17 protein-coding genes and 2 riboswitches are annotated in these 22,274 nt (G+C 70.9%); of the genes, 6 read left to right on the forward strand and 11 right to left on the reverse strand.

Going from position 1 to position 22,274, the window contains the following annotated elements; genetic code table 11:
• Positions 1-116: 116 nt before the first annotated feature.
• A complete protein-coding gene (locus DI573_RS06500; protein WP_292811984.1) occupies positions 117-1,997 on the forward strand; it encodes an ABC transporter ATP-binding protein in 1,881 nt (626 codons plus the stop codon).
• A gap of 7 nt (positions 1,998-2,004) precedes the next feature.
• Here DI573_RS06500 and DI573_RS06505 read toward each other — a convergent pair whose 3' ends face one another.
• From DI573_RS06505 to DI573_RS06530, 6 genes are read right to left on the reverse strand one after another with little or no spacing between them, the layout of a single operon-like run.
• Positions 2,005-2,967, reverse strand: coding sequence for a glycosyltransferase family 2 protein (locus DI573_RS06505; protein ID WP_292811938.1), 963 nt, complete (start codon positions 2,965-2,967; stop codon positions 2,005-2,007).
• Entirely contained in the window at positions 2,964-4,109 is a 1,146-nt protein-coding gene (locus tag DI573_RS06510; protein ID WP_292811940.1) for a cysteine desulfurase family protein, read from the reverse strand. Before DI573_RS06510 ends, DI573_RS06505 begins: the two co-directional genes overlap by 4 nt.
• A gap of 7 nt (positions 4,110-4,116) precedes the next feature.
• Positions 4,117-4,992: a carboxylating nicotinate-nucleotide diphosphorylase gene (nadC, locus tag DI573_RS06515; protein ID WP_292811942.1), complete on the reverse strand. Its 876-nt coding sequence runs from the start codon at positions 4,990-4,992 to the stop codon at positions 4,117-4,119.
• Complete coding sequence (gene nadB / locus DI573_RS06520; RefSeq protein ID WP_292811944.1) at positions 4,986-6,635, reverse strand: L-aspartate oxidase; 1,650 nt, start codon at positions 6,633-6,635, stop codon at positions 4,986-4,988. Before nadB ends, nadC begins: the two co-directional genes overlap by 7 nt.
• Positions 6,632-7,963, reverse strand: a complete 1,332-nt coding sequence (nadA, locus tag DI573_RS06525; RefSeq protein ID WP_292811946.1) for a quinolinate synthase NadA — start codon at positions 7,961-7,963, stop codon at positions 6,632-6,634. The genes nadB and nadA overlap by 4 nt, the downstream gene beginning before the upstream one ends.
• A gap of 2 nt (positions 7,964-7,965) precedes the next feature.
• The gene (locus tag DI573_RS06530; RefSeq protein WP_292811949.1) at positions 7,966-8,739 is read right to left on the reverse strand and encodes an NUDIX domain-containing protein; all 774 of its coding nucleotides are present in this window, start codon (positions 8,737-8,739) and stop codon (positions 7,966-7,968) included.
• 125 nt (positions 8,740-8,864) lie between these two features.
• On the opposite strand from DI573_RS06530, the gene DI573_RS06535 reads away from it, so the two are divergent.
• The gene (locus DI573_RS06535) at positions 8,865-10,037 is read left to right on the forward strand and encodes a MarP family serine protease (protein WP_292811951.1); all 1,173 of its coding nucleotides are present in this window, start codon (positions 8,865-8,867) and stop codon (positions 10,035-10,037) included.
• 740 nt (positions 10,038-10,777) lie between these two features.
• On the opposite strand, the gene DI573_RS06540 is transcribed toward DI573_RS06535, so the two are convergent.
• Genes DI573_RS06540 through DI573_RS06550 form a run of 3 tightly spaced genes read right to left on the reverse strand, consistent with a single transcriptional unit; the run spans position 10,778 to position 13,370 of the window.
• Positions 10,778-11,599: a MetQ/NlpA family ABC transporter substrate-binding protein gene (locus tag DI573_RS06540; RefSeq protein ID WP_292811953.1), complete on the reverse strand. Its 822-nt coding sequence runs from the start codon at positions 11,597-11,599 to the stop codon at positions 10,778-10,780.
• Between the two features lie 59 nt (positions 11,600-11,658).
• Complete coding sequence (locus DI573_RS06545; RefSeq protein ID WP_292811955.1) at positions 11,659-12,399, reverse strand: methionine ABC transporter permease; 741 nt, start codon at positions 12,397-12,399, stop codon at positions 11,659-11,661.
• Positions 12,396-13,370, reverse strand: a complete 975-nt coding sequence (locus DI573_RS06550; RefSeq protein WP_292811957.1) for an ATP-binding cassette domain-containing protein — start codon at positions 13,368-13,370, stop codon at positions 12,396-12,398. The genes DI573_RS06545 and DI573_RS06550 overlap by 4 nt, the downstream gene beginning before the upstream one ends.
• Positions 13,371-13,584: 214 nt before the next feature.
• Positions 13,585-13,680: riboswitch (glycine riboswitch) on the forward strand.
• Positions 13,681-13,800: riboswitch (glycine riboswitch) on the forward strand.
• Between the two features lie 50 nt (positions 13,801-13,850).
• Between DI573_RS06550 and gcvT the strand changes: the two genes are divergently transcribed.
• The 3 genes from gcvT to gcvP are packed head-to-tail and all read left to right on the forward strand — an operon-like array spanning position 13,851 to position 18,222.
• The gene (gene gcvT, locus DI573_RS06555) at positions 13,851-14,978 is read left to right on the forward strand and encodes a glycine cleavage system aminomethyltransferase GcvT (RefSeq protein WP_292811959.1); all 1,128 of its coding nucleotides are present in this window, start codon (positions 13,851-13,853) and stop codon (positions 14,976-14,978) included.
• Entirely contained in the window at positions 14,975-15,358 is a 384-nt protein-coding gene (gene gcvH / locus DI573_RS06560) for a glycine cleavage system protein GcvH (RefSeq protein ID WP_292811961.1), read from the forward strand. The genes gcvT and gcvH overlap by 4 nt, the downstream gene beginning before the upstream one ends.
• On the forward strand, positions 15,355-18,222 hold the full coding sequence (gcvP, locus tag DI573_RS06565; protein WP_292811963.1) for an aminomethyl-transferring glycine dehydrogenase: 2,868 nt from the start codon (positions 15,355-15,357) through the stop codon (positions 18,220-18,222). The genes gcvH and gcvP overlap by 4 nt, the downstream gene beginning before the upstream one ends.
• A gap of 103 nt (positions 18,223-18,325) precedes the next feature.
• Here the strand turns inward: gcvP and DI573_RS06570 are convergent, their stop codons facing one another.
• Both DI573_RS06570 and DI573_RS06575 read right to left on the reverse strand, forming a co-directional pair.
• Positions 18,326-19,273, reverse strand: a complete 948-nt coding sequence (locus DI573_RS06570; protein WP_292811966.1) for a hypothetical protein — start codon at positions 19,271-19,273, stop codon at positions 18,326-18,328.
• A 281-nt stretch (positions 19,274-19,554) separates the two neighbouring features.
• A complete protein-coding gene (locus DI573_RS06575) occupies positions 19,555-20,391 on the reverse strand; it encodes a CPBP family intramembrane glutamic endopeptidase (RefSeq protein WP_292811968.1) in 837 nt (278 codons plus the stop codon).
• Between the two features lie 161 nt (positions 20,392-20,552).
• Between DI573_RS06575 and DI573_RS06580 the strand changes: the two genes are divergently transcribed.
• Positions 20,553-22,115 carry an ABC transporter substrate-binding protein gene (locus tag DI573_RS06580; protein WP_292811970.1) on the forward strand — a complete coding sequence of 521 codons (1,563 nt, stop codon included), beginning with the start codon at positions 20,553-20,555 and terminating at the stop codon, positions 22,113-22,115.
• Positions 22,116-22,274 lie beyond the last annotated feature (159 nt).

A 22,274-nucleotide genomic window follows, 5' to 3' on the forward strand; every position in this document is an offset into this window, starting at 1 on the left:
GTCGACATCGGCGCCCAGCGCCCGGCTCCCATCTGCATGTATATTGACATGCATATGTCTTCCCTTCCTCGCCGCCGCCCGTGTCGCGAGCCTGACCTAGGCTCGGCACCATGAACATGGGCCGTGGCGGCATGGGCGGGGGGCTCACCCGCAACGTGGATGCCGAGGCGCAGCGCGCGGCAAACGCCGAAGCTCCCCGCATCCCGAATCTCGGTCGACGCACCGTCGCGCTCTTCGCGCCGTATCGCGCGCGCCTCACGGCGACAGCGGGGCTCGTGGTGGTCAGCGCCGGCATCGCCGTCATCCCCGCGCTGCTGATCGAGCTCATCTTCGATTCCGCGCTTTTTCCCGCCGACGGCACAGGGCCCGACCTCACTCTGCTCGCCGAGCTCGTCGCCCTGATGATCGGGTTGTTCATCGCCTCGGCGGGGCTGAACGTCCTGCAGACCTGGCTGACCTCCTCGGTCGGAAACCGCGTCACCGGCGATCTGCGGGTGCGGCTGTTCTCGCATCTGCAGCGCATGGATCTGTCCTTCTTCACCCGCACCAAGACCGGCGTCATCCAGTCGCGGCTGCAGAACGACGTCGGCGGCGTCGCGGGCGTGCTGACGAACGCCATGACCAGCATCCTCGGCAACGCCGTCACGGTCATCGCCTCCCTCGTGGCCATGGTGCTGATCGACTGGCGGCTCACCCTCATCGCGATCGTGCTGATGCCGGGGCTCGTGTACGTCCAGCGGCGGGTGGGTCAGGTGCGCGCGCGCATCGCCGCAGAGACGCAGGAGTCGCTGTCGCAGCTGACCGCGATCACGCAGGAGACGCTGTCGGTCTCGGGCGTCCTGCTCGCGAAGGCCTTCAACCGGCAGCAGTCCGAGATCGGCCGCTATACGGGCGAGACCGGCACGCAGGTGGGGCTCCAGGTGCGCCTGGCGATGACCGGGCAGTGGTTCTTCGGCCTGGTCAACGTGATCATGTCATCCGTGCCCGCCGTGATCTATCTCGTATCGGGACTGCTGCTCACGGGCGGCTCGACCGACATCTCGGCGGGTGTGATCGTCGCCTTCACGACCGTGCAGGCGCGCCTGCTGTTCCCGCTCATGGCCCTGCTGCGCGTCTCGCTCGAGGTGCAGACGTCCAAGGCGCTGTTCGCGCGCATCTTCGAGTACCTCGACCTCACGCCGTCGATCGTCGATTCTCCCGGCGCGCACACGGTCGACGGTGCCCCCGGTCCCGTCGGTCGCATCGAGTTCGACGACGTGACCTTCCGCTACCCGGACGCGGGACCCGATGCGCGCCCGACCCTCGACGGGGTCTCGTTCGTCGCCGAGCCGGGCAGCCACGTCGCCTTCGTCGGTCCGAGCGGCGCGGGCAAGACCACCATCCTCTATCTCGCTCCGAGGCTGTACGAGGCGACCGGCGGCACCGTGCGCTTCAGCGGCAGCGATGTGCGTGAGCTGACGCAGCGCTCGATCATCGATCACATCGGCATCGTGTCGCAGGAGACCTATCTCTTCCACGCGTCCATCCGCGACAACCTGCTCTACGCCAAACCCGACGCCACCGACGCGGAGCTCGAGGCCGCGTGTCGCTCCGCGAACATCCATCACGTCATCGAGGGGTTCGCCGACGGGTACGACACGGTCGTCGGCGAGCGCGGCTACCGCCTCTCGGGCGGCGAGAAGCAGCGCGTCGCCATCGCCCGCGTGCTGCTGAAGGACCCGCCCGTGCTCCTGCTCGACGAGGCCACGAGCGCTCTCGACACCGTGTCGGAGCGCGTCGTGCAAGAAGCGCTGGATGCCGCCTCCCGAGGTCGTACGACGCTCTCGATCGCCCACCGGCTCTCGACCGTCGTGGGAGCCGACGTCATCCACGTCGTCGAGGCGGGCCGCATCGTCGAGTCGGGCACCCACGCGCAGCTGCTGGGCGCCGGGGGCCTCTACGCCGACCTGGCGACCAGGCAGGTCGAGGCATCCATCGATCTCTCCGCGCCCGCCTGACGCGCGCTCACCACAGCAGCGCGGCCGACACGGCGTGCTCGGATGCCGCACTCAACGCCCCCGCCGGCAGCGGTGCGCGCTCCCACAGCGCGCGGGCGAAGGCGCCCACCGCGCGCCGATAGGCGTCATCGGGGTGATGCTGCGCGATCCCCGCGAGGCGTGGCACATCCATGTCGAGCATCAGGCGCACGCGCGCCGCTGCCGCCCGCGGTGCCCCCGCCGCATCGAGCACCTCGAGCCCCTCGCTCATCGCGGCGAGGCAGTCCCTCAGCACGGGCAACGCCGACTCGCGCTGCGTGATCGAGCTGCCGTCGGCCCGGACGCGCCAGTGCATGACGACGTCGGGGATCGTGTCGAAGGCTCGCGCGCGGGTGTACATGCGCTGTGCCAGGGCCTGGTCCTCGTAGAGCCGGTCTTCGGGGAACCGCAGGCCGGCGCGATCCCAGAAATCCCGCCGGCTGATCTTGGACCACGCCACGACGTTGCCCGTGACGTCGGGATGCTGCGCCACGGTCGTCCCGAGACGTTCGGGGTCGGTGGCGGCCGAGACCCACGGCTGCACGGCGCCCGGCAGGTATGTGCCCCCGGCATCCGCCCGAAGCCGGACGTAGGCACCGACCGCGAAATCGCTGCCCGTGCGCTCGAGCGTGCCGGTCAGGCGCGCGAGGGCGCCCGGGGCGAGCACGTCGTCGGCGTCGAGGAAGCCGAGCAGGGGAGTGTCGACGAGATCGAGCCCGGTGTTGCGGGCGGCGCCGAGTCCCCGCTGCTCGTCGTGGGCGACGAAACGCAGGCGCGGGTCGGCGTCGGCGGCCGCGGCGAAGATCTGAGCGGTTGCATCGGTCGATCCGTCATCGATGAGGATGGCGCGCCAGTTCGTCATGTCCTGCATGCGCAACGAGGCGAGCGCGGCGTCCGCGTATTCCGCGACGTCGTGACCGGGCACGATGATCGTGACGAGGGGGGCGCTCACGCGGTCGATTGTACGGCCGCGACCGATGCCGCCAGAGCGTCCGCGACGTCATCGAGCGGTTCGTCGAGCGTGCGCGGAAACGTGAAGCGCACGGCGGTCTGCGCGAGCGCGGCGTGTACGCCGAGTGCGATCAGCACGTGCGAGGGCTCATCGCTGCCGGCAGCGCACGCCGAACCGCTCGAGGAGATCACCCCTCGGCGCTCGAGGTTCAGCAGCACGGCCTCGCCGCTCGTTCCCGAGAAGGTGAAGCTCGCGGTGCCGGGCAGCCGGTGCACGGGGTCGCCGGTGAGGCGCGCCTGCGGAATCAGGGTGAGCACGCGGGCGACGAAGGCATCGCGCAGGGCCGAGACGCGCGCCGCCGCCTCGACACGCTCGCGGTCTGCGAGCCCCAGGGCGGTGGCGAGGGCGACCGCACCCGCGACGCTCTCGGTGCCGCTGCGGCGACCACGCTCCTGACCGCCGCCGTGGAGGAGCGGTTCGACGGGCAGGCGGCCGCGCACGGCGAGGGCGCCCGTCCCCTGCGGGGCGCCGAGTTTGTGACCTGCGATCGATATCGCGTCGACACCGAGCTCGGCGGCCGACAGATCCAGCCACCCCGCGGCCTGCACCGCGTCGATGTGGACGGGCACGCGACGCTCGTGGGCCACCCGGGCGAGGACCCCGACATCCTGGATGGTGCCGACCTCGTTGTTGGCGTAGCCGATGCTGACCAGTGCGGTGTCTTCGCGGATGGCGTCGGCGAGGTCGTCGGGATCGACCCGACCGTGTGCGTCGACGGGCACGAACGTTGCGGAGAAGCCGTGCACCCGCTGCAGGTAAGCCACGGACTGCAGCACCGACTCATGCTCGATCGGCGTCGTCACCAGGTGCCCCGCGTCGCGACCGAGCTGCGCCGCGATCGCGATGCCCTTGATCGCGAGGTTGTTGGCCTCGGTGCCGCCCGAGGTGAACACGACGTCGGTGCGGCGCATGCCGAGAGTGCGCGCCACCGCCGCGCGCGCATCGGCCAGGGTCGCTGCGGCGCGCTCGCCGATGGTGTGGTGGCTCGAGGGATTGCCGAACTCGGTCGTGAGGTGGGGCAGCATCGCCTCGAGCACTTCGCGCCGCACCGGCGTCGTGGCCGCGTTGTCGAGGTAGAGCATCCTGTCCCTAGTCTGCGCCCTGCCGGCCCGCGGCTTCTACCGCGACGTCGAGTCCCAGATCGAGCGCGGCCGCCGAGTGAGTGAGGGCGCCCACGGAGATGACGTCGACGCCCGTCTCGGCGATCGCCTGCACGGTCTCGAGCGTGACGCCGCCGCTGGCTTCGACGATCGCGCGCCCGCCGATCTGCTCGACGCCGCGGCGCAGTTCGGCGAGCGAGAAGTTGTCGAGCATGATCGTGCCGATGCCGGCCGCGAGCACGGGCTCGATCTGGTCGAGGCGGTCGACCTCGACCTCGACGTGCGTCGTGTGCGGCAGGCGGGCGATCGCCCCCTGGAGTGCGGCGGTCACCGACACCCCTCGCTGCGCCAGCACGGCGAGGTGGTTGTCCTTGGCCATGACGGCGTCGGACAGCGAGTAGCGGTGATTGTGGCCCCCGCCGCACACGACGGCGTGGCGCTCGAACGCGCGCAGCAGAGGTGTCGTCTTGCGCGTGTCGGCGATGCGCGCGCCGGTGTGGGCGACGCGGGCGACGTAGCGCGAGGTCAGGGTCGCGATGCCCGACATGCGTTGGACGAAGTTCAGCCCGATCCGCTCGGCCTGGAGCACGGCCCGTGCCCTGCCCTCGACGACGGCGAGCCTCGCCCCGGGCGCGAACTCCTCGCCGTCGGAGGCGACGAGCGCCACCGCCGTGGCGGGATCCGTGAGGCGGAAGGCGGCGGCGAACACCTCACCGCCGCTGAACACCCCGGGCTCGCGGGCGATCAGCTCCGCACGCGCCGTCGCATCGGCCGGAATCAGCGTCTCGCTCGTGACATCGCCCCACGGCGCGTCCTCCTCGAGCGCGGCCGCAACGACGCGGTCGATCTTGGCGCGGGTCAGCATGCGGGGGCTCCTGCCAGGGTCAGCGAGGCGGCGGGTGCGACAGCATCCCGGGTCTGTGTCGGGTCGTCGCGGCGGTGGTGGGCACCCACCGACTGCCGGCGCGCGGCCGCAGCCTGGACCATGGCGGCGGCGACGGCGAGCAGGTTGTCGTCCTCGAACTCGCGTTCGGTACCCGGCACGCGCGGTTCGGCGCGCCAGGCTCGGATCATGGACGCTGCGCGGGCGAGTCCCTCGGCGTCGCGGACGAGCCCGACGTCGGCCCACATCAGGCGCTGCAGCGCCCCGCGGGAGAAGGGCTCGGTGCTCGTCTCGGCTCGTTCGCCTGTCACGATCTGCGGGTGTGCGGCGCCCGCATCCACGATTCGCGACAGGGGAGCGGCGACCGCGAGGTCTGCGGTGGGCCAGGAAGCGCCGACAGGCCAGGAAGCGCCGACGGGCCAGGAGGCGCCGACGGGTGCGGCAGCGAGCACGGCTGCCGCTCGCGCACCGAACACCGCTCCCTCGAGCAGCGAGTTCGACGCGAGCCGGTTGGCGCCGTGCACGCCGGTGCGTGCCACCTCGCCGACGGCGTACAGACCCGGCACCGAGGTGCGTCCGTCGAGATCGGTGACGACGCCGCCCATCAGGTAGTGCGCGGCGGGGGTCACGGGGATCGGCTCGCGCGCCCAATCCAGCCCGCGCTCGCGCACGGCGCGATCGATCGTCGGAAACCGGCGGGCGAGGAAGGCCGCGTCGTCCTCGCCGTGCACCGCTCCGAGGCCGCGGGCATCGAGCAGCGCCGGCCGACCGCCCTGCCGCTGCATGCAGCGCGCGATCGCGCGGGCGACGACGTCGCGGGGTGCGAGCTCGCCGTCGGGATGCGCGTCGAACGTGAAGCGGCGACCGTCATCGTCGACGAGGATCGCGCCCTCGCCGCGCACGGCCTCGGAGACGAGGAACGCCTCGCCCGCGGCGAGCACCGTCGGGTGGAACTGGAAGAACTCGAGATCGGCCACCGCCGCGCCCGCGCGCATCGCCGCGGCGATGCCGTCACCCGTAGCGACGACGGGGTTCGTGGTGTGTGCGTAGAGCTCACCGGCTCCGCCCGACGCGAGCACGACCGCGTCGGCGTCGATCCGCACCCGCCGGGCGTCGTCGACGAGCAGATCGATGCCGACGACGGCACCCGAGTCGACCACGAGGTCGACGAGGAAGCCGTGCTCGATGATCTCGACACCCGCCGCGCGCACCGCGGCCACGAGCGCCCGCTCGATCGCCGTGCCGGTGGCGTCGCCGCCGGCGTGCAGGATGCGCGGGTACGAGTGCGCCGCCTCCAGGCCCTTGACGAAGGCGCCCGCCCCGTCGCGGTCGAAGGCGACACCGAGCGCGATGAGCTCGCGGATGCGCGCGGGACCCTCCTCGACGAGCACCCGCACGGCGGCGGGGTCGGCGAGGCCGGCGCCGGCGGTGAGGGTGTCGCGCACGTGGTCGGCCACGCGATCGTCGTCGAACATCACCCCGGCGATCCCGCCCTGCGCATAGCGGGTGTTCGCGTGCTCGAGCACGTCCTTGGTGACGAGGGCGACGCGGATGCCGCTGTCGGCGGCGTGCAGCGCGACGGTCAGTCCCGCGATGCCGCTGCCCACGACGACCGCGCTGGTCACGGGGTCACCTGCGGGGAGGGCTTGGCCGCCAGCATCCGCTCGAGGGCGACGCGTGCCGGATCGGCGACGTCGGCCGGCACGGTGATGCGGTTGACGACGCTGCCGGCGACCAGGCTCTCGAGCACCCAGGCGAGGTACCCCGGGTGGATGCGGTACATCGTCGAGCACGGGCATACGACCGGGTCGAGACAGAAGATCTCGTGCTGCGGATGCTGGGCCGCCAGGCGCTGCACGAGGTTGATCTCGGTGCCGATCGCGAATGTCGTCGGCTCGGTCGCCGCGTCGATGGCCTTGCGGATGTAGTCGGTCGAGCCCGCCTCGTCGGCGGCGTCGACGACGGGCATGGGGCACTCCGGGTGCACGATGACGCGCACACCGGGGTGCTCGGTCCGCGCCTTCTCGATCTGGTCCACGGTGAAACGGCGGTGCACGCTGCAGAAGCCGTGCCAGAGGATCACTCGGGCATCCTCGAGCGCCCCTTCGTCGTTGCCGCCGAGGGGCCGATGCGGGTTCCACATCGGCATCTGCTCGAGCGGCACCCCCATCGCCTTCGCCGTATTGCGGCCGAGGTGCTGGTCGGGGAAGAACAGCACGCGGCGTCCCCGCGCGAACGCCCACTCCAGCACCGTGCGCGCGTTCGAGGACGTGCACACGATGCCGCCGTGCCGTCCGACGAAGCCCTTGATCGCCGCCGAGGAGTTCATGTAGGTCACGGGCACAACGGGCACCAGCCCGTCGGCGTCGACAGCATCCATCGGTCCGTAGACGTCCTCGAGCGCCTCCCAGCACTCCTCGACCTGATCGATGTCGGCCATGTCGGCCATCGAGCAGCCGGCGGCGAGGTTGGGCAGGATCACCGCCTGGTCGGGGCCGGAGAGCAGGTCGGCGGTCTCGGCCATGAAGTGCACGCCGCAGAAGACGATCGCCTCGGCCTCGGGGTGCGCCTTCGCGGCGTTGGCCAGCTGGAAGGAGTCGCCCACGTAGTCGGCGTGGCGCACGACCTCCTCGCGCTGATAGAAGTGCCCGAGGATCACGACCCGGTCGCCGAGCGACTGCTTCGCGGCGACGATGCGCGCGTGCAGGTCCTCCTCACCCGCCTCCCGGTACTCGCGGGGCAGCTCGCCCTGGCGCGGGGCGCCGGTGGGGATGACATCCCCCATCGACGATCCTGGGCCGTAGCCGGGCCGGCTGTCGAAGTTCCAGGGCCCCGCGGCGAGGTCGGTGTTGCAGGTCTCCGCGTCCGACGCACCCGCGACGATCGCCTGGATCTCATGGTCGACGGATGCGTCGAGGGGGCGCGGCTGCAGGGTGAGGGGTGTTGCGGACATGACTACCTCGATTCGAGGGATGCCGGTGCCGCGGCCGCGAGGGGTCCGCGGTCCGAGAGCTCGACATCCTGGTTGTAGCGGTACAGCCGCGCGGGACGGTGGCTGCCCGTGCGGAACGACTGGGTGGGGATGAGGGTGCCGGACCCCTCGACCTGCCGCCGGAAGTTGGCGGGGTCGAGACGGCGTCCGAGGATCGCCTCGTAGGCCTCGCGCAGGTCGGCGAGGGTGAACTCGTCGGGCAGCAGGCCGTGCGCGATGCGGCTGTAGCCGACCTTGTTGCGCAGGCGCCACAGCGCGTAGTCGACGATCTGGTTGTGGTCGAACGCGAGATGCGGGAGCGAGGCTGCGGCGAACCATTCGACGTTCTCGGGGGCCGTCAGGCCCGCGGCGTGTGCGGCGACCTGCGCATCGACCTCGTCGGCGCGCAGCAGAGCCCAGTAGACGATCGAGACGACGCGGCTCGGCGAGCGGCCGACGTCGCCGAACGCGTAGAGCTGCTCGAGGTAGCTGGGCGTGAGGCCGGTGGTCTCGGCGAGCGTGCGGGATGCCGCCGTGTCGAGACCCTCGGCGGCGTCCAGCCATCCGCCGGGCAGCGCCCACAGACCCTCGAACGGATCGCGCGTGCGGCGCACGAGGGGCAGGACGAGTGCGGGGCAGTCGGCGCCGGAAAGGCGCCGCAGCGTGAAGATGACGGTGGACACGGCGACGCGCGCTTCGTCGACCGCGGCCGGGGTGGCGGCCGCAGTGCGGGTTGCCTCTGGAACGGTTCGTGTCATAGTGACCATTACTCCTCGAGCGATCTTAGTGTCGACATGACATGAAGTGCAAGCGGCCAGCATCCCGCGCCTTCTCAGACATCCCGCCTAAGCTCGCCCTGCCGGATCGCGTGAGGGGAGAGCGAGTGCTCGTCGTCGACATCGTGCTGATCGTCGTTCTCGTCGTCGCGCTGATCATCGGCGTGCAGCGGGGACTGTTCGCCAGCCTCGGCACCCTCGTCGGCGTCGCGGGCGGCGGCATCGCCGCGTTCTGGCTCATCCCGATCGTCAACGACGCGGTGCCGTGGCCGCAGTGGCGCGGCCTCATCGTGCTGGCCGTCGCGGTGCTCGTCCTCGTGACGGGGGCGCTTCTGGGGTCGGCCCTCGGAATGGCGATCCGCCGCGGGGCCGACCGCATCAGACTCAAGGGCATCGAGCGACTGCTCGGCGGCGCCGTCAGCGTCATCGTCGCGGCGCTCGCCATCTCGCTCGTGGGCCAGAGCGTCGCCGCGACCGGCATGCCGATCGTGTCGCAGGCGCTCTCGTCGTCGCAGGTGCTCCGCACGATCGAGGAGATCACCCCCCGCCCCGTGCAGGCCACGCTCGCTCAGCTGCGCGGCGCCGTGCTCGACGAGGGGCTGCCGACGCTCGGCACCCTGCTCGATGGCGCGGTCTCACCCGGCGCACCCGAAGTAGCCCTCGACGACCCGGCGCTCGCCGCAGCCGCTCGATCGGTCGGTCGCGTCTCCGGCGTCGCGTACGCCTGCGGCACGAGCGCGACGGGAACAGGTTTCGTCATCGCCCCCGACCGGGTGGTGACGAACGCGCATGTCGTGGCCGGGGTCGAGACGCCGGTGGTCGAGCTTCCGGGCGTCGCCGCCCGCGAGGGGCGGATCGTCTACTTCGATCCCATCGACGACCTCGCCGTGATCGCCGTCGACGATCTCGGGGCGGATGTGCTGCCCGTCGTGCCGACCCTCGCCGCCGGCGCCGGCGCGGTGGTGCAGGGATACCCCTACGGAGGGCCATTCGAGATGGGGGGAGCCGAGGTGATCTCGGTGGGCCCCGCGCAGGTGCCCGACATCTACGACGACGCGACCGCCGAGCGCGAGGTCTACGCCCTCGCCGCGACGGTGCGTCCCGGCAATTCGGGGGGTCCGCTGCTCACGACCGCCGGCGAGGTGGCCGGTGTCGTCTTCGCCCGCGCGGAGAACGACGACAACCTCGGCTATGCGATGACGACCACCGAGCTCACGCCGGTGCTGGCGCAGGCCGAGGGCCTCGACGCCGCGGTCTCGTCCGGCCGCTGCGCGGGCTGACGGCCTGACCCGGGACCCTGTCGGCGGCCTGACCCGGGCCCTGTCGGCGGCCTGAACCGGTCCCCCCGATCGGCGGCCTGACCCGGTCCCCCCGATCGGCGGGGCTGACCCTGCCCCTGTCGCGGCCCAGCCCGGGACCCTGGCTGCGGCCTGACGGGGCCCCTATCGGCGGCCCAACCCGGACCCTGTCGGCGAACCCACATTTTTGCAGCGAGCCACCACGTGTCGTGTGGTGGCTCGCTGCAAAAGTGGTGGTTCGAGTGGATGCTGGAGCCTGCGCGGCGGGGCCCGCCCGGTCGCGCGGCGGGGGGACCCGGGCACCTGTCGGCGGCCCGTCGCGGCCCCTTGCCGGCAGCCCGACGCGGCCCATTGTCGGCGGCCCGACCCGGGACCTTGTCGGCGGCCTGACCCGGGACCTTGTCGGCGGCCTGACCCGGTCCCCCCGATCGGCGGGCTGACCCTGCCCCCGTCGGCGAACCCACATTTTTGCAGCGAGCCACCACGTGTCGTGTGGTGGCTCGCTGCAAAAGTGGTGGTTCGAGTGGATGCTGGAGCCTGCGCGGCACGCCCGGCCCGGTCTCGCGGCGGGCCGGGATCGTCGTCAGCAGACCGAGGTCAGGGCGCCGGGATCAGCAGACCGCTGTCGGCAGGCCGGGATCAGCAGACCGCCGTCGGCAGGCCGCCTTCAGCAGGCCGGGATCAGCGGCCGCCTTCAGCAGGCCGGGATCAGCAGGCCGGGATCAGGAGGCCGGGATCACGAGGCCCGCGTATGTCTCCTCGATGAACGCGGCGGTCTCGGCCGAGGTCAGCAGCTCGTAGAGCGCGACGACGCGGGGGTCGTCGACGAGCTCGGCGCGAGTGGCGAGGATGTTGAAGTAGGGGCTGTCGGTCGACTCGCTGAGGATCTGCAGGTCGCCCGAGAGGCCGGCCGCCGCGGCGAAGCTGAAGTTCACGATCGCGGCGTCCTGTTGGGCGAGGGCGGCGGGCAGGCTCGCCGCGTCGATCTCCGTGAAGACGAAGTCGTTCGGGTTGGCGGTGATGTCGGCGACCGTCGTCGGGTTCTCGGTGGTCTCGATCAGGCCCGCGTCGGCGAGCAAGAGCAGTGCGCGCGACTCGTTGCTCGCGTCGTTGGGCAGTGCGATCTCGGCGCCCTCGGGCAGATCCTCGATCGCATCGACGGTCTCGGAGTACAGCGCGAGCGGGGGCAGGTAGATCTCGCCGACCGAGACGAGGTCCTCGCCCGAGTCCTCGACGAACAGGTCGAGGAAGGGCCCGTGCTGGAAGAGGTTCACATCGGTCGCACCCTGCGCGAGCGCGGGGTTGGGGGTGTTGTAGTCGCTGAACTCGGTGATCTCGATCTCGAGTCCGGCGTCCTCGGCGAGGTTCTCCTGCACGAAGGTCAGGATCTCGCCCGCGGGCACAGCGGTCGCGCCCACGACGATCGTGCCCAGGCTCTCGCTGTCGGAGGCGGGCTCGCTGGATCCGTCTGCGCAGCCGGCGAGGGCCAGGGCGGCGGTGGTCAGAGCGGCGAGGCCGGCGGCGGGGCGCAGCAGACGGGGCATGGGAGTGTCCTTTCGAGGGGCGGTGCAGGGGATGCGGCGGCGTGTGTCCGCCGTGGATCTCAGGGCTTCTCGACCCGGGCGCGGCGGCGCGTGCGGGGACGCTCGTGGTCGAGTCGTCGCGCGAGCAGGCCGCCGGCGGACTGCAGCGCCTGGACGAGCACGAGCAGCACGATCACGACGGCGACGATGTACTCGGTGCTGTAGCGCTGGTAGCCGAAACGGATCGCCAGGTCGCCGAGGCCTCCGGCGCCGACGACGCCGGCGATGGCCGAGAAGTTGATGATCGAGACGACGGTCGTGGTGAAGCCCAGCACGATGGCGGGCATCGCCTCGGGCACGAGCACCTTCGACAGGATCTGCCAGCGCGTGGCTCCGAGCGCATCGGCGGCCTCGATCTTTCCGGCCGAGACCTCGCGCACGGCGATCTCGACGATGCGGGCGAAGAACGGGATCGCGGCGATGCTGAGCGGCACGATCGCGGCCGTCGAGCCGAACGACGTGCCGATGAGTACGTAGGTGAACGGGATGAGCGCGATCATGAGGATGACGAACGGCACCGACCGCGTGATGTTCACGACGACCGCGATCACGACGTTGACGATCCGTCCGAGCGCGCGGCTGCCGAACGGCGCCTGCAGGATGCCGCCGCGGTCGGTCGCGACGAGGAGGACGCCGATCACGAGACCCACGACGAAGGTGACGAGCATCGTCACGCCCACCATGTAGAGGGTCTCGAGGGTCGCCTCCCAGAGGTTCGCGGCCATGTCGGACCAGAAGTCCGGGTCATCGACGTCGATCACGCGGCCACCTCCTCGACGACGATGCCCTGAGCCGTCAGCGCGCGCACGACGGCCGTCGCGTCGGATCCCGGAGGAAGCTCGAGCCGGGTGCGCCCCGTCTGCACGCTGTCGATGGTCTCGATGGCCGCTCCGAGCAGCCCGATGTCGAGGCACTGCTCGCGGGCGAGGCGGGCGATGACGGGCTCGTGGGCGACGAGCTCGGTGAACGTCAGATCGAGCACCGTCGCACCCGGGCGCGCGGGGGTGTCGCCGAGTGGGAAGAGCTGACGCGCGATGACCGAGCCCGGCGTGCGCAGGATCGTCCGCAGTCGCCCGCTCTCGACGATGCGCCCCGACTGCATGAGCGCCGCGGACGAGCAGATCGCCTTGACGACATCCATCTCGTGCGTGATCAGCAGGATCGTCAGGCCGAGCTCGCGGTTGAGATCCCGCAGCAGCTCGAGGATGCTGCGGGTCGTCTCGGGGTCGAGGGCGCTCGTCGCCTCGTCGGAGAGCAGCACCCGCGGCCGGGACGCGAGGGCGCGCGCGATGCCCACGCGCTGTTTCTGCCCGCCCGAGAGCTCGGAGGGGTACGCGTCGGCCTTCGTCCCGAGCCCGACCAGGTCGAGGATCTCGCCGACGCGGCGTCGGCGATCGGCACGGGTCATGGCCTGCGCCTCGAGTGCGAGCGAGACGTTGCCCGCGACCGTTCGGCGCGAGAGCAGGTTGAAGTGCTGGAAGATCATCCCGATCCCGTGCCGCGCTTCGCGCAGCTCGCGTCCGGAGAGGCCCGTGATGCGGGTGCCGGCGACATCCACCGTCCCCGAGTCGGGGCGTTCGAGGCCGTTCACCGTGCGGATCAGCGTGCTCTTGCCGGCGCCGCTGGTTCCCACGACGCCGTAGATCTCGCCCTCCTCGACCTCGAGCGAGACGTCGTCGAGGGCGCGGACATCGCCGCGGAAGGTCTTGGTCAGGTGCTCTGTCGTGATCATGGCTGCATGCCGGGGCGCACCGTCCGACGATCGGCGGGGCACCGCCGTCGGTGTTCGGGAACGCTCCAGCTTCGCCTGTGCGACGTCGGGCCGCGGCATCCTGTTACGGCGTGTGACGGGCGCAGCGCAGACGAAGGCGGCAGAACGCGGCGGCGCGGCGGTGGCCAGGGCTGCGCGCGGCCGATAGGCTGGCGCGCACAATCGCATATCGGCCTCATCTCGAGCGGGAGAGCCCCGGACGCACAGCCCGGGCACCGAAGGAGCAAGCCTCCCCGCCAATCTCTCAGGTACCGCGTACCGCTCGAGCCGGCCACTCTGAAAAGCGATCCCGAGCCGCGCTCGACGATCCGCCGACGGTGAAAGCCTCCGCATCCACCCCCCTCGCACGGGGATGCGGCGGCGAAGCTCTCAGGCCCATGACAGAGGGGGAGTTCGACAGGCGCCGCCCGGTGCCTGCCCGCACGATCACGGGAGAACTCGATGTCAGAACCTGTCTTGCGCTCGACCCCGCTGCGCGGCGCGCACGAGCGCCGCGGTGCCTCGTTCACCGACTTCGGCGGCTGGTGGATGCCGGTGCGCTACACCTCCGACCTCGCCGAGCACCACGCGGTGCGCACGGCCGCGGGTCTGTTCGACGTCTCGCACATGGCGGAGTTCGTCGTCGAGGGACCGGGTGCCGGGGCGTTCCTCGACGCCGCGTTGGCGGGGCGGCTCTCCGTCGTGCCCGTGGGACGGGCGACCTATACGCTCCTGCTCGCCGAGACGGGCGGCATCGTCGACGACCTCATCGTGTATCGCCTCGCCGACCAGCGCTATCTGGTCGTCGCCAACGCCGGCAACCACGATGCCGTCGCGGCCGCGCTCGAGGAGCGGATGGCCGGCTTCGAGGCGAGCGTCGTCGATGCGAGCGACCAGTACGCCCTGATCGCGCTGCAGGGGCCGGCGGCGGCGGCGGTGATGGATGCTGTCGCCCTGACCGACCTCGGACGCCCGCTCGCCGAGCTGTCCGGCTACAGCGTCACGCAGGCCCGGTTCGAGGACGCCCCTCTGCTCGTCGCCCGCACGGGGTACACGGGCGAGGACGGGTTCGAGCTCTACATCGGCGCCGCACACGCCGAGGGCCTGTGGGAGGCGATGCTGGCCGCGGGTGCGCCGCTCGGTCTCGTGCCGGCGGGGCTCGCCGCGCGCGACACCCTGCGGCTCGAGGCCGGCATGCCCCTGTACGGGCATGAGCTCTCCCTCGATGTCCTGCCCGTGCAGGCGGGACTCGCCCGCGTGGTCGCGAGCGACAAGGACGCATTCGTCGGCGGCGCCGCGCTGGCCGCGATCGTCGACCCGGGTGCGCGCGTCCTCGTCGGCCTGAGCGCGGAGGGGCGTCGCGCGGCACGCGCAGGCTATGCCGTCCTGGCCCCGGGCGCCGACGCCGATCTTGTCGCCGTCGGCGAGGTCACCAGCGGCGCCCTCAGCCCCACCCTCGGCCATCCCATCGCGATGGCCTACGTCGATCCTCGCGTCAGCGCCCCCGGCACCACCCTGTTCGTGGATGTGCGGGGAACGCCGATTCCCGCCACCGTCACCCCCCTGCCCTTTTACCGGAGGAAGAAATGACCGATCTCGCCGCCCTCTCCTACACGACCGAGCACGAGTGGATCGCCCTCGACGGCGACGTCGCGACGGTCGGGATCACCGACTTCGCGGCCGACAAGCTCGGCGACGTCGTCTACGTCGACCTGCCCGCCGTCGACTCCGGTGTGACCGCCGGCGCGGTGTGCGGCGAGATCGAATCGACCAAGTCCGTCGGCGAGCTCTACGCCCCACTCACCGGCGTCATCGTCGCGGTGAACGAGGCCGTCGTCGACGATCCCGCGCTCGTGAACTCCTCGCCGTTCGAGGACGGCTGGCTCCTGAAGATCCGGGTCGACTCGTCGGCGACCGCCGACCTGCTCGACCGCGACGCGTACGCCGCGCTCACGGGGGAGGGCGCGTGAGCGGCGACGCATTCTCGGCGCGGCATATAGGGATCGACGCCGCCGCGCAACGCCGCATGCTCGACGCCGTGGGGCATGCCGACGTCGATTCCCTCGTCGATGCGGCGGTGCCCGCCGCTATCCATGCCCGCCCGCGGGCCACGAGCGACATCCCGCGGGCTGCGACCGAGGCCGAGGCGCTCGCCGAGCTGCGCGCGTTCGCCTCGGCGAACAGGGCCGCGCGGCCGATGATCGGCCTCGGCTACTACGACACGCTCACACCGGCGGTCATCACGAGGAACGTCCTCGAGAACCCGTCCTGGTACACCGCCTACACGCCCTACCAGCCCGAGATCTCCCAGGGGCGCCTCGAGGCGCTGATCAACTTCCAAACCATGGTGACCGATCTCACGGGGCTCGCGACCGCCGGCGCGTCGATGCTCGACGAGCCCACCGCCGTCGTCGAGGGGATGCTGGTGGCCCGGCGCTCGTCCAAGGCCGCCTCGAACGTGTTCGTGGTCGACGCCGACGCGCTGCCGCAGACGAAGGCCGTGCTGCGCGGGCGGGCCGAGGCGGTCGGCATCGACATCGTCGAAGTCGACCTCGCGCACGGGGGGATGCTGCCCGACGCGCTCTTCGGCGTGTTCGTGCAGTACCCGGGAGCGTCCGGCCGGGTGTGGGATCCGTCGGCCGTCATCGACGCCGCGCACCTCGCGGGCGGCCTCGCCGTCGTCGCCGCCGATCTGCTCGCGCTGACCCTGCTCGCCTCGCCCGCGTCGCTGGGCGCCGACATCGCCGCCGGCACGACACAGCGCTTCGGTGTGCCGCTGGGCTTCGGCGGCCCCCACGCCGGCTACCTCGCCGTGCGCCAGGGGCTCGAGCGGCAGCTGCCGGGCCGTCTCGTCGGCGTGTCGCAGGACGCCGCGGGTCACCCGGCGTACCGGCTGTCGCTGCAGACCCGCGAGCAGCACATCCGACGCGAGAAGGCGACCTCCAACATCTGCACGGCGCAGGTGCTGCTGGCCGTCATGGCGGCGATGTACGCCGTATACCACGGGCCCGACGGGCTGCACCGGATCGCGACATCCATCGCCCGCCGCGCGGACGCGCTGGCGCGCACCCTGCGCGCGTACGATCTGCCGCTCGTGGCGGAGTCGTTCTTCGACACGATCCGCGTGGTGGTGCCGAGCTCGGCCGACCGGGTGATCGAGCGGGCGCGCTCGCGGGGGTACCAGCTGCTGCGGGTCGACGACGCGATCGTCGGCGTCTCGATCGATGAGACGACCACCGACGAGGACCTCGCGCACGTCGCGTGGGCGTTCGGTCTGCCCGATGACCACGAGTTCTCCGTCGACGGGGCGCATGCGCTCTCGGGCGCACCGACGTCGATCCGCCGCACGGACTCCTATCTGCAGCATCCCGTGTTCAACACCCACCGCAGCGAGACGTCGATGATGCGCTACCTCAAGCAGCTCGCCGATCGGGACTACGCGCTGGACCGCGGGATGATCCCGCTCGGGTCGTGCACGATGAAGCTGAATGCGGCCACCGAGATGGCGGCGGTGTCGTGGCCGGAGTTCGCGCGGGTGCATCCCTTCGCTCCGGCGTCGGATGTCGTGGGGTACCTCGGGCTGATCGAGCAGCTCGAGACGTGGCTGGCCGAGGTGACCGGGTACGACGCGGTGTCGCTGCAGCCCAACGCCGGATCTCAGGGTGAGCTCGCGGGGTTGCTCGCGATCCGCGGCTGGCACCGGTCGCGAGGCGAGGAGGGGCGCGATGTCTGTCTGATCCCGTCTTCTGCGCACGGCACGAACGCCGCCTCGGCGGTGCTGGCGGGCATGCGCGTCGTCGTTGTCGCGTGCGACGAGGCCGGAAACGTCGATCTCGACGACCTGCGTGCCAAGATCTCGGCGCACGCCGAGACGCTCGCGGCGCTCATGATCACCTACCCCTCGACGCACGGCGTGTACGAGCACGACGTGCTCGAGATCACCCAGGCCGTCCACGACGCGGGCGGACAGGTCTACATCGACGGCGCCAACCTCAACGCCCTGCTGGGGTATGCGAGATTCGGCGATCTCGGCGGCGACGTGTCGCACCTGAACCTGCACAAGACCTTCGCGATCCCGCACGGCGGGGGCGGGCCGGGGGTCGGTCCCGTCGCGGCGAAGGCGCACCTGGCCCCGTTCCTGCCGGCCCACCCGTTCGCGCAGCGCGCCGACCACGCCGGCGGGTTCGTGTTCGAGGGCGCGCCGGTGGCGGGGGCGGGGTACGGTTCTGCCGGCATCCTGCCGATCTCGTGGGCGTACGTGCGCATGATGGGGGCGGACGGCCTCCGCGAGGCGACGGCCACCGCCGTGCTCTCGGCCAATTACATCGCGGTGCGGCTGCGCGACCACTTCCCGGTGCTGTACACGGGTGAGGGTGGGCTCGTCGCGCACGAGTGCATCCTCGATCTGCGTCCGCTGCGCGAGCGGACGGGCATCACGGTCGACGATGTCGCCAAGCGCCTGATCGACTACGGCTTCCACGCCCCGACGATGTCCTTCCCCGTCGCCGGCACGCTGATGGTCGAGCCGACCGAGTCGGAGGACCTCGCGGAGCTCGACCGCTTCTGCGACGCGATGATCGCGATCCACACCGAGGCGCTGAGGGTCGCGGCGGGGGAGTGGCCGGCCGATGACAACCCCCTGGTGAACGCGCCGCACACGGCCGAGACGATCGCGGCGGCCGAATGGCAGCATCCGTATTCGCGAGAGGAGGCCGTGTACCCGGTGCGCTCACTCGTGCGCACGAAGTACTGGCCGCCGGTGCGCCGCATCGACAACGCCTACGGCGACCGCAACCTCGTGTGCGCCTGCCCGCCGATCGAGGCCTTCGCCTGACGGGGTCGGCCCGCCGAACCCACATTTTTGCAGCGAGCCATCAGCCGACGCGTGGTGGTTCGCTGCAAACGTGTGGGTTCGCGCGTCGGCGGGCGGGGGCGGGTCAGCGAAGCGGGCGGATCGTCGCGAGCATGGCGCGGTCCCGGGGCATCACCTGCGGGAGCCCCGCGTGCCGCAGTTTCTTCTCCAGCAGTGTCACGCGGTGCGCGTCGCGCCAGTCCCACCGCGCGAATCCGTCCGACTGGCGTCGTAGGCGATCTTCGCGCACCTTCTCCCGCACGATCTTGCGCACCGCTTCTTCCGCGGTCTCGGCCCTGTACTTGCCGTAGCCGTCGGACTCGCCGATCGCGCGATAGGTCGGCCACCAGAAGTCGGACCGATCGTCGACGCCCTCCGCCGAGAAGACCTGCTGCAGCACAGGAACGGGGAACCCCAACCACGAGATCACCGCGCGGCTGACGGATTCGCCCGAGGATTCGGCGCGGCCGTCGGCAAACTCCCACGCCCACGCCAGCATCCGCTCATTGCGGCGGTCGGGGTCCGCCGCCGACCAGTCATGCAGATCCGTCGTGTTCATGCCACGGCGAAGGCTCGCGTCGATCACGGCGAGCGCGTAGGCGGGAGTGAGATACCGACTGGTGTCGACGACCGTCGAGACCAGGTCGGTGACCAGCCGTCCATCGAGCCGGATGACCTCGCGGTGCCCGGTGAGGGCGTGCACGACGACGTCGCCGAACGTGCGCGTGCTGCGGCGGCTCGGATCGAACAGGTGGATGAACGCGGGATCCCCGAAGATCGGGAGCCCGTGAAGGGCGGCGGCGGACTCGCGCATGAATGCTGAGCCGGGAAAGACGAGTGCGGCGGCTTTGACGCGCTCGACGTATCGCGCGTGCGGTTCCAGCCCTCGCCACCACGCCGTGGGGGCGTACACGCCGGGCCGCACACGGATGAGTTCGCGGGAGCGCACGCGACCGTACATTCCGATCGGCATCCGTCGCTCGTCTGCTGCGAGGAGGAAGGAGTCGGGTGCGGCCGCTGTCGGAGGAGTCATCGGGCCACCATGGCCCACGGTGCCCGCGCCGCGAGCGTCGCCGAGCGCTGTTGAAGCTCGTGGCCGCCGCCGCGCGCGATGTGGAGGAGCCGTGGCCGCTTCGCGAACCCACATTTTTGCAGCGAGCCGACATCGGACGATTGGTGGCTCGCTGCAAAAATGTGGGTTCGGCGGATGGCCCGGCCGGGACGGGCGCGGGCGCGGGCGCGGCGGGGGCGGCCGGGGGCGGGGTGGATGCCGGGGGCCGCGACCGCGCGGGACCGCAATGGTGCGGCGGCGGGTCAGGGTGCGGACGTCGTCGTCACCGCGGGCGTCGGCGTCGACGACGGCGCGGCGGGCGGCGCGAAGACATCGGGCCAGAGGGCCGCGGCGAGCGGATACCCGACGAAGGCGATCACATCGATCAGCGTGTGCGCGATGACGAGGGGCATCACGCGCCCCCAGCGCCGGTAGCACCAGCCGAAGACGATGCCCATCGCGAAGTTCCCGAGCATGGGGCCGAAGCCCTGGTAGGCGTGATAGCAGGCGCGCAGCGCCGCCGTCGCCAGGATGATCGGCCACCATCCCCAGCCCAGGCGCCGCAGTCGGTCGAAGAGGTATCCGAGCATGATGACCTCTTCGACCAGTCCCGCCCGCAGCGCCGAGAGCACGAGCAGCGGCACGGTCCACCAGGACGAATCCAGCGGCGATGCCGCCACCGCCACCGTCACTCCTAGCGAGCGCCCGACCGCGTAGAGCGCGAGCCCCGGCACTCCGATCACGACGATCAGCAGCATCCCGCGGGCGAGGTCGCCGCCGAAGCGCGAGAAGTCGAGCCCGATGCGCCGGAGGGCGTTCGAGCCCGGCTCCCACAGCAGGTACACGACGAGCGCGACGAGCGCGAGGTCGAAGAAGACCGACAGCACCTGGTAGACCGCGTCCCAGATGGCGAGGGCGTCGCGCGAAGGGTTCAGCTGCGTCTGCTGCTGGGACAGCGGGATGGATGCCGTCACCCGGCGCAGCAGCGTCAGCAGCGAGTAGAGGGCCGACTGCCCGATCGTGACGGCCAGGATGATACCGAGTTCCCACCGCAGACGTACTCGCTCCGGGTCGGTTCCCAGCGGTCTCGGATCGATCACCCCGTCAGATTGCCACATGAGGGCGCCGATGAGTAAAGGCTATGTAACGGTTATGCCAAAGATTTGGAGCAAACCCATCAGGATGCCTAGGGTTTCCGTATCCCGCGCAGTGTCACCCGTGTGACGCCTGCGCGAAAACACCTTTCCTGATGGAGGAACACGTGAAGCGCAACAAGATCGCCCTGTCGGGCATCGCGCTGCTGGGCGTCGGTGGGCTCACGCTCGCCGGCTGCGCCGGTGGCGGGTCGACCGACGACGGCACGGATGAGGGCGCCACCAGCGCCGCGATCATCACCACGAACGGCTCGGAGCCGGAGAACCCGCTGATCCCCACGGCGACCAACGAGGTCGGCGGCGGCAAGATCCTCGACGCGATCTTCGCGGGCCTGGTCTCGTACGAGGCCGACGGCACCCCGGTCAACGACATGGCCGAGGAGATCACGGTCGATGACCCGCAGAACCTCACGGTGAAGATCAAGGAAGGCCAGTACTTCACCGATGGTGAAGAGGTCACGGCCGACAACTTCATCAACGCCTGGAACTACGGCGCACTCGCCTCGAACGCCCAGTACAACAGCTACTTCTTCGAGGACATCGAGGGGTTCAGCTACGACGAGGACTCGGAGCTGACGGGCCTCGAGCAGGTCGATGACTACACGTTCACGATCGCGCTGAACAAGCCCGCCTCGGACTTCGCGCTGCGCCTGGGCTACTCGGCGTACTATCCGCTGCCCGACGCTGCGTTCGAGGACATGGCCGCGTTCGGTGAGAACCCGATCGGCAACGGCCCGTACATGCTCGACGGCGAAGGCGCGTGGCAGCACGACGTGCAGATCGACCTGGTCAAGAACGAGGACTACCAGGGCGCCGACCTGCTCGGCGGTACGGTCGACGTCATCGACGCGATCCCGCCGTCGGCGCTGGCCTCGTTCGAGTCCGACCTGGGCGAGCGGGCGGTCAACCAGCCCGCCGCGGTGTTCCAGTCGTTCACGATCGCGCAGAACCTGCCCCACTTCGAGGGTGAGGAAGGCCAGCTGCGCCGCGCCGCCATCTCGATGGCGATCAACCGCGACGAGATCACCGAGACGATCTTCCAGGGCACCCGCACCCCCGCGAGCGACTTCACCTCGCCCGTGATCGACGGCTGGTCGGACTCGCTCGAGGGTGCTGAGGTCCTGGAGTACAACCCCGAGCAGGCCGTGGAGCTCTGGGCTCAGGCCGATGCCATCTCGCCGTGGGAGGGCACCTTCCAGATCGCGTACAACGCCGACGGCGGCCACGACCAGTGGGTCGACGCGGTCTCGAACTCGATCAAGAACACGCTCGGCATCGAGGCCTCGGGTGCTCCGTACCCGACCTTCGCAGAGCTGCGCGAGCTCGTGAACTCCCGCACGATCACGACGGCGTTCCGCACCGGATGGCAGGCCGACTACCCCGGTCTGTACAACTTCCTGGGGCCCCTCTACGCGTCCAACGCGGGCTCCAACGACGGTGACTACTCGAACCCCGAGTTCGACGACCTCATCGCCGAGGGCATCTCCAGCACCGACCCGGCCGCGGCCAACGAGCTCTTCCAGCAGGCGCAGAGCGTCCTGCTGCAGGACCTCCCGGCCCTGCCGCTCTGGTACTCGAACGTCACCGGCGGCTACGCCGAGACGGTCGAGAACGTGGAGTTCGGCTGGAACTCGGTTCCGCTGTACCACCAGATCACCAAGGCCGAGTAAGGCCTGATCTCTGCTCGCGAGGCGGTGACGAACCACGTCACCGCCTCGCGACATGTTTCCCCTTGGGTATCGCGCCGGTCGCACCCGACGCGGCACGATGCTCTTAGCGGACGCGCCCGCGAACCCGCAGACGCGCCCGACGATCCCGGAGGGAGAAGA

The organism is Microbacterium sp. (genome assembly GCF_003248605.1).
Classification (GTDB): domain Bacteria; phylum Actinomycetota; class Actinomycetes; order Actinomycetales; family Microbacteriaceae; genus Microbacterium.

What these genes read in the sequence shown, in the direction of transcription:
- DI573_RS06500 (WP_292811984.1), top strand. Translation starts at nt 117, where the DNA reads ATGGGCCGTGGCGGCATGGGCGGGGGGCTCACCCGCAACGTGGATGCC.
- DI573_RS06510 (WP_292811940.1), bottom strand. Translation starts at nt 4,109, where the DNA reads ATGCTCTACCTCGACAACGCGGCCACGACGCCGGTGCGGCGCGAAGTG.
- nadC (WP_292811942.1), bottom strand. Translation starts at nt 4,992, where the DNA reads ATGCTGACCCGCGCCAAGATCGACCGCGTCGTTGCGGCCGCGCTCGAG.
- nadA (WP_292811946.1), bottom strand. Translation starts at nt 7,963, where the DNA reads ATGTCCGCAACACCCCTCACCCTGCAGCCGCGCCCCCTCGACGCATCC.
- DI573_RS06530 (WP_292811949.1), bottom strand. Translation starts at nt 8,739, where the DNA reads ATGACACGAACCGTTCCAGAGGCAACCCGCACTGCGGCCGCCACCCCG.
- DI573_RS06540 (WP_292811953.1), bottom strand. Translation starts at nt 11,599, where the DNA reads ATGCCCCGTCTGCTGCGCCCCGCCGCCGGCCTCGCCGCTCTGACCACC.
- DI573_RS06550 (WP_292811957.1), bottom strand. Translation starts at nt 13,370, where the DNA reads ATGATCACGACAGAGCACCTGACCAAGACCTTCCGCGGCGATGTCCGC.
- gcvT (WP_292811959.1), top strand. Translation starts at nt 13,851, where the DNA reads ATGTCAGAACCTGTCTTGCGCTCGACCCCGCTGCGCGGCGCGCACGAG.
- gcvH (WP_292811961.1), top strand. Translation starts at nt 14,975, where the DNA reads ATGACCGATCTCGCCGCCCTCTCCTACACGACCGAGCACGAGTGGATC.
- DI573_RS06570 (WP_292811966.1), bottom strand. Translation starts at nt 19,273, where the DNA reads ATGACTCCTCCGACAGCGGCCGCACCCGACTCCTTCCTCCTCGCAGCA.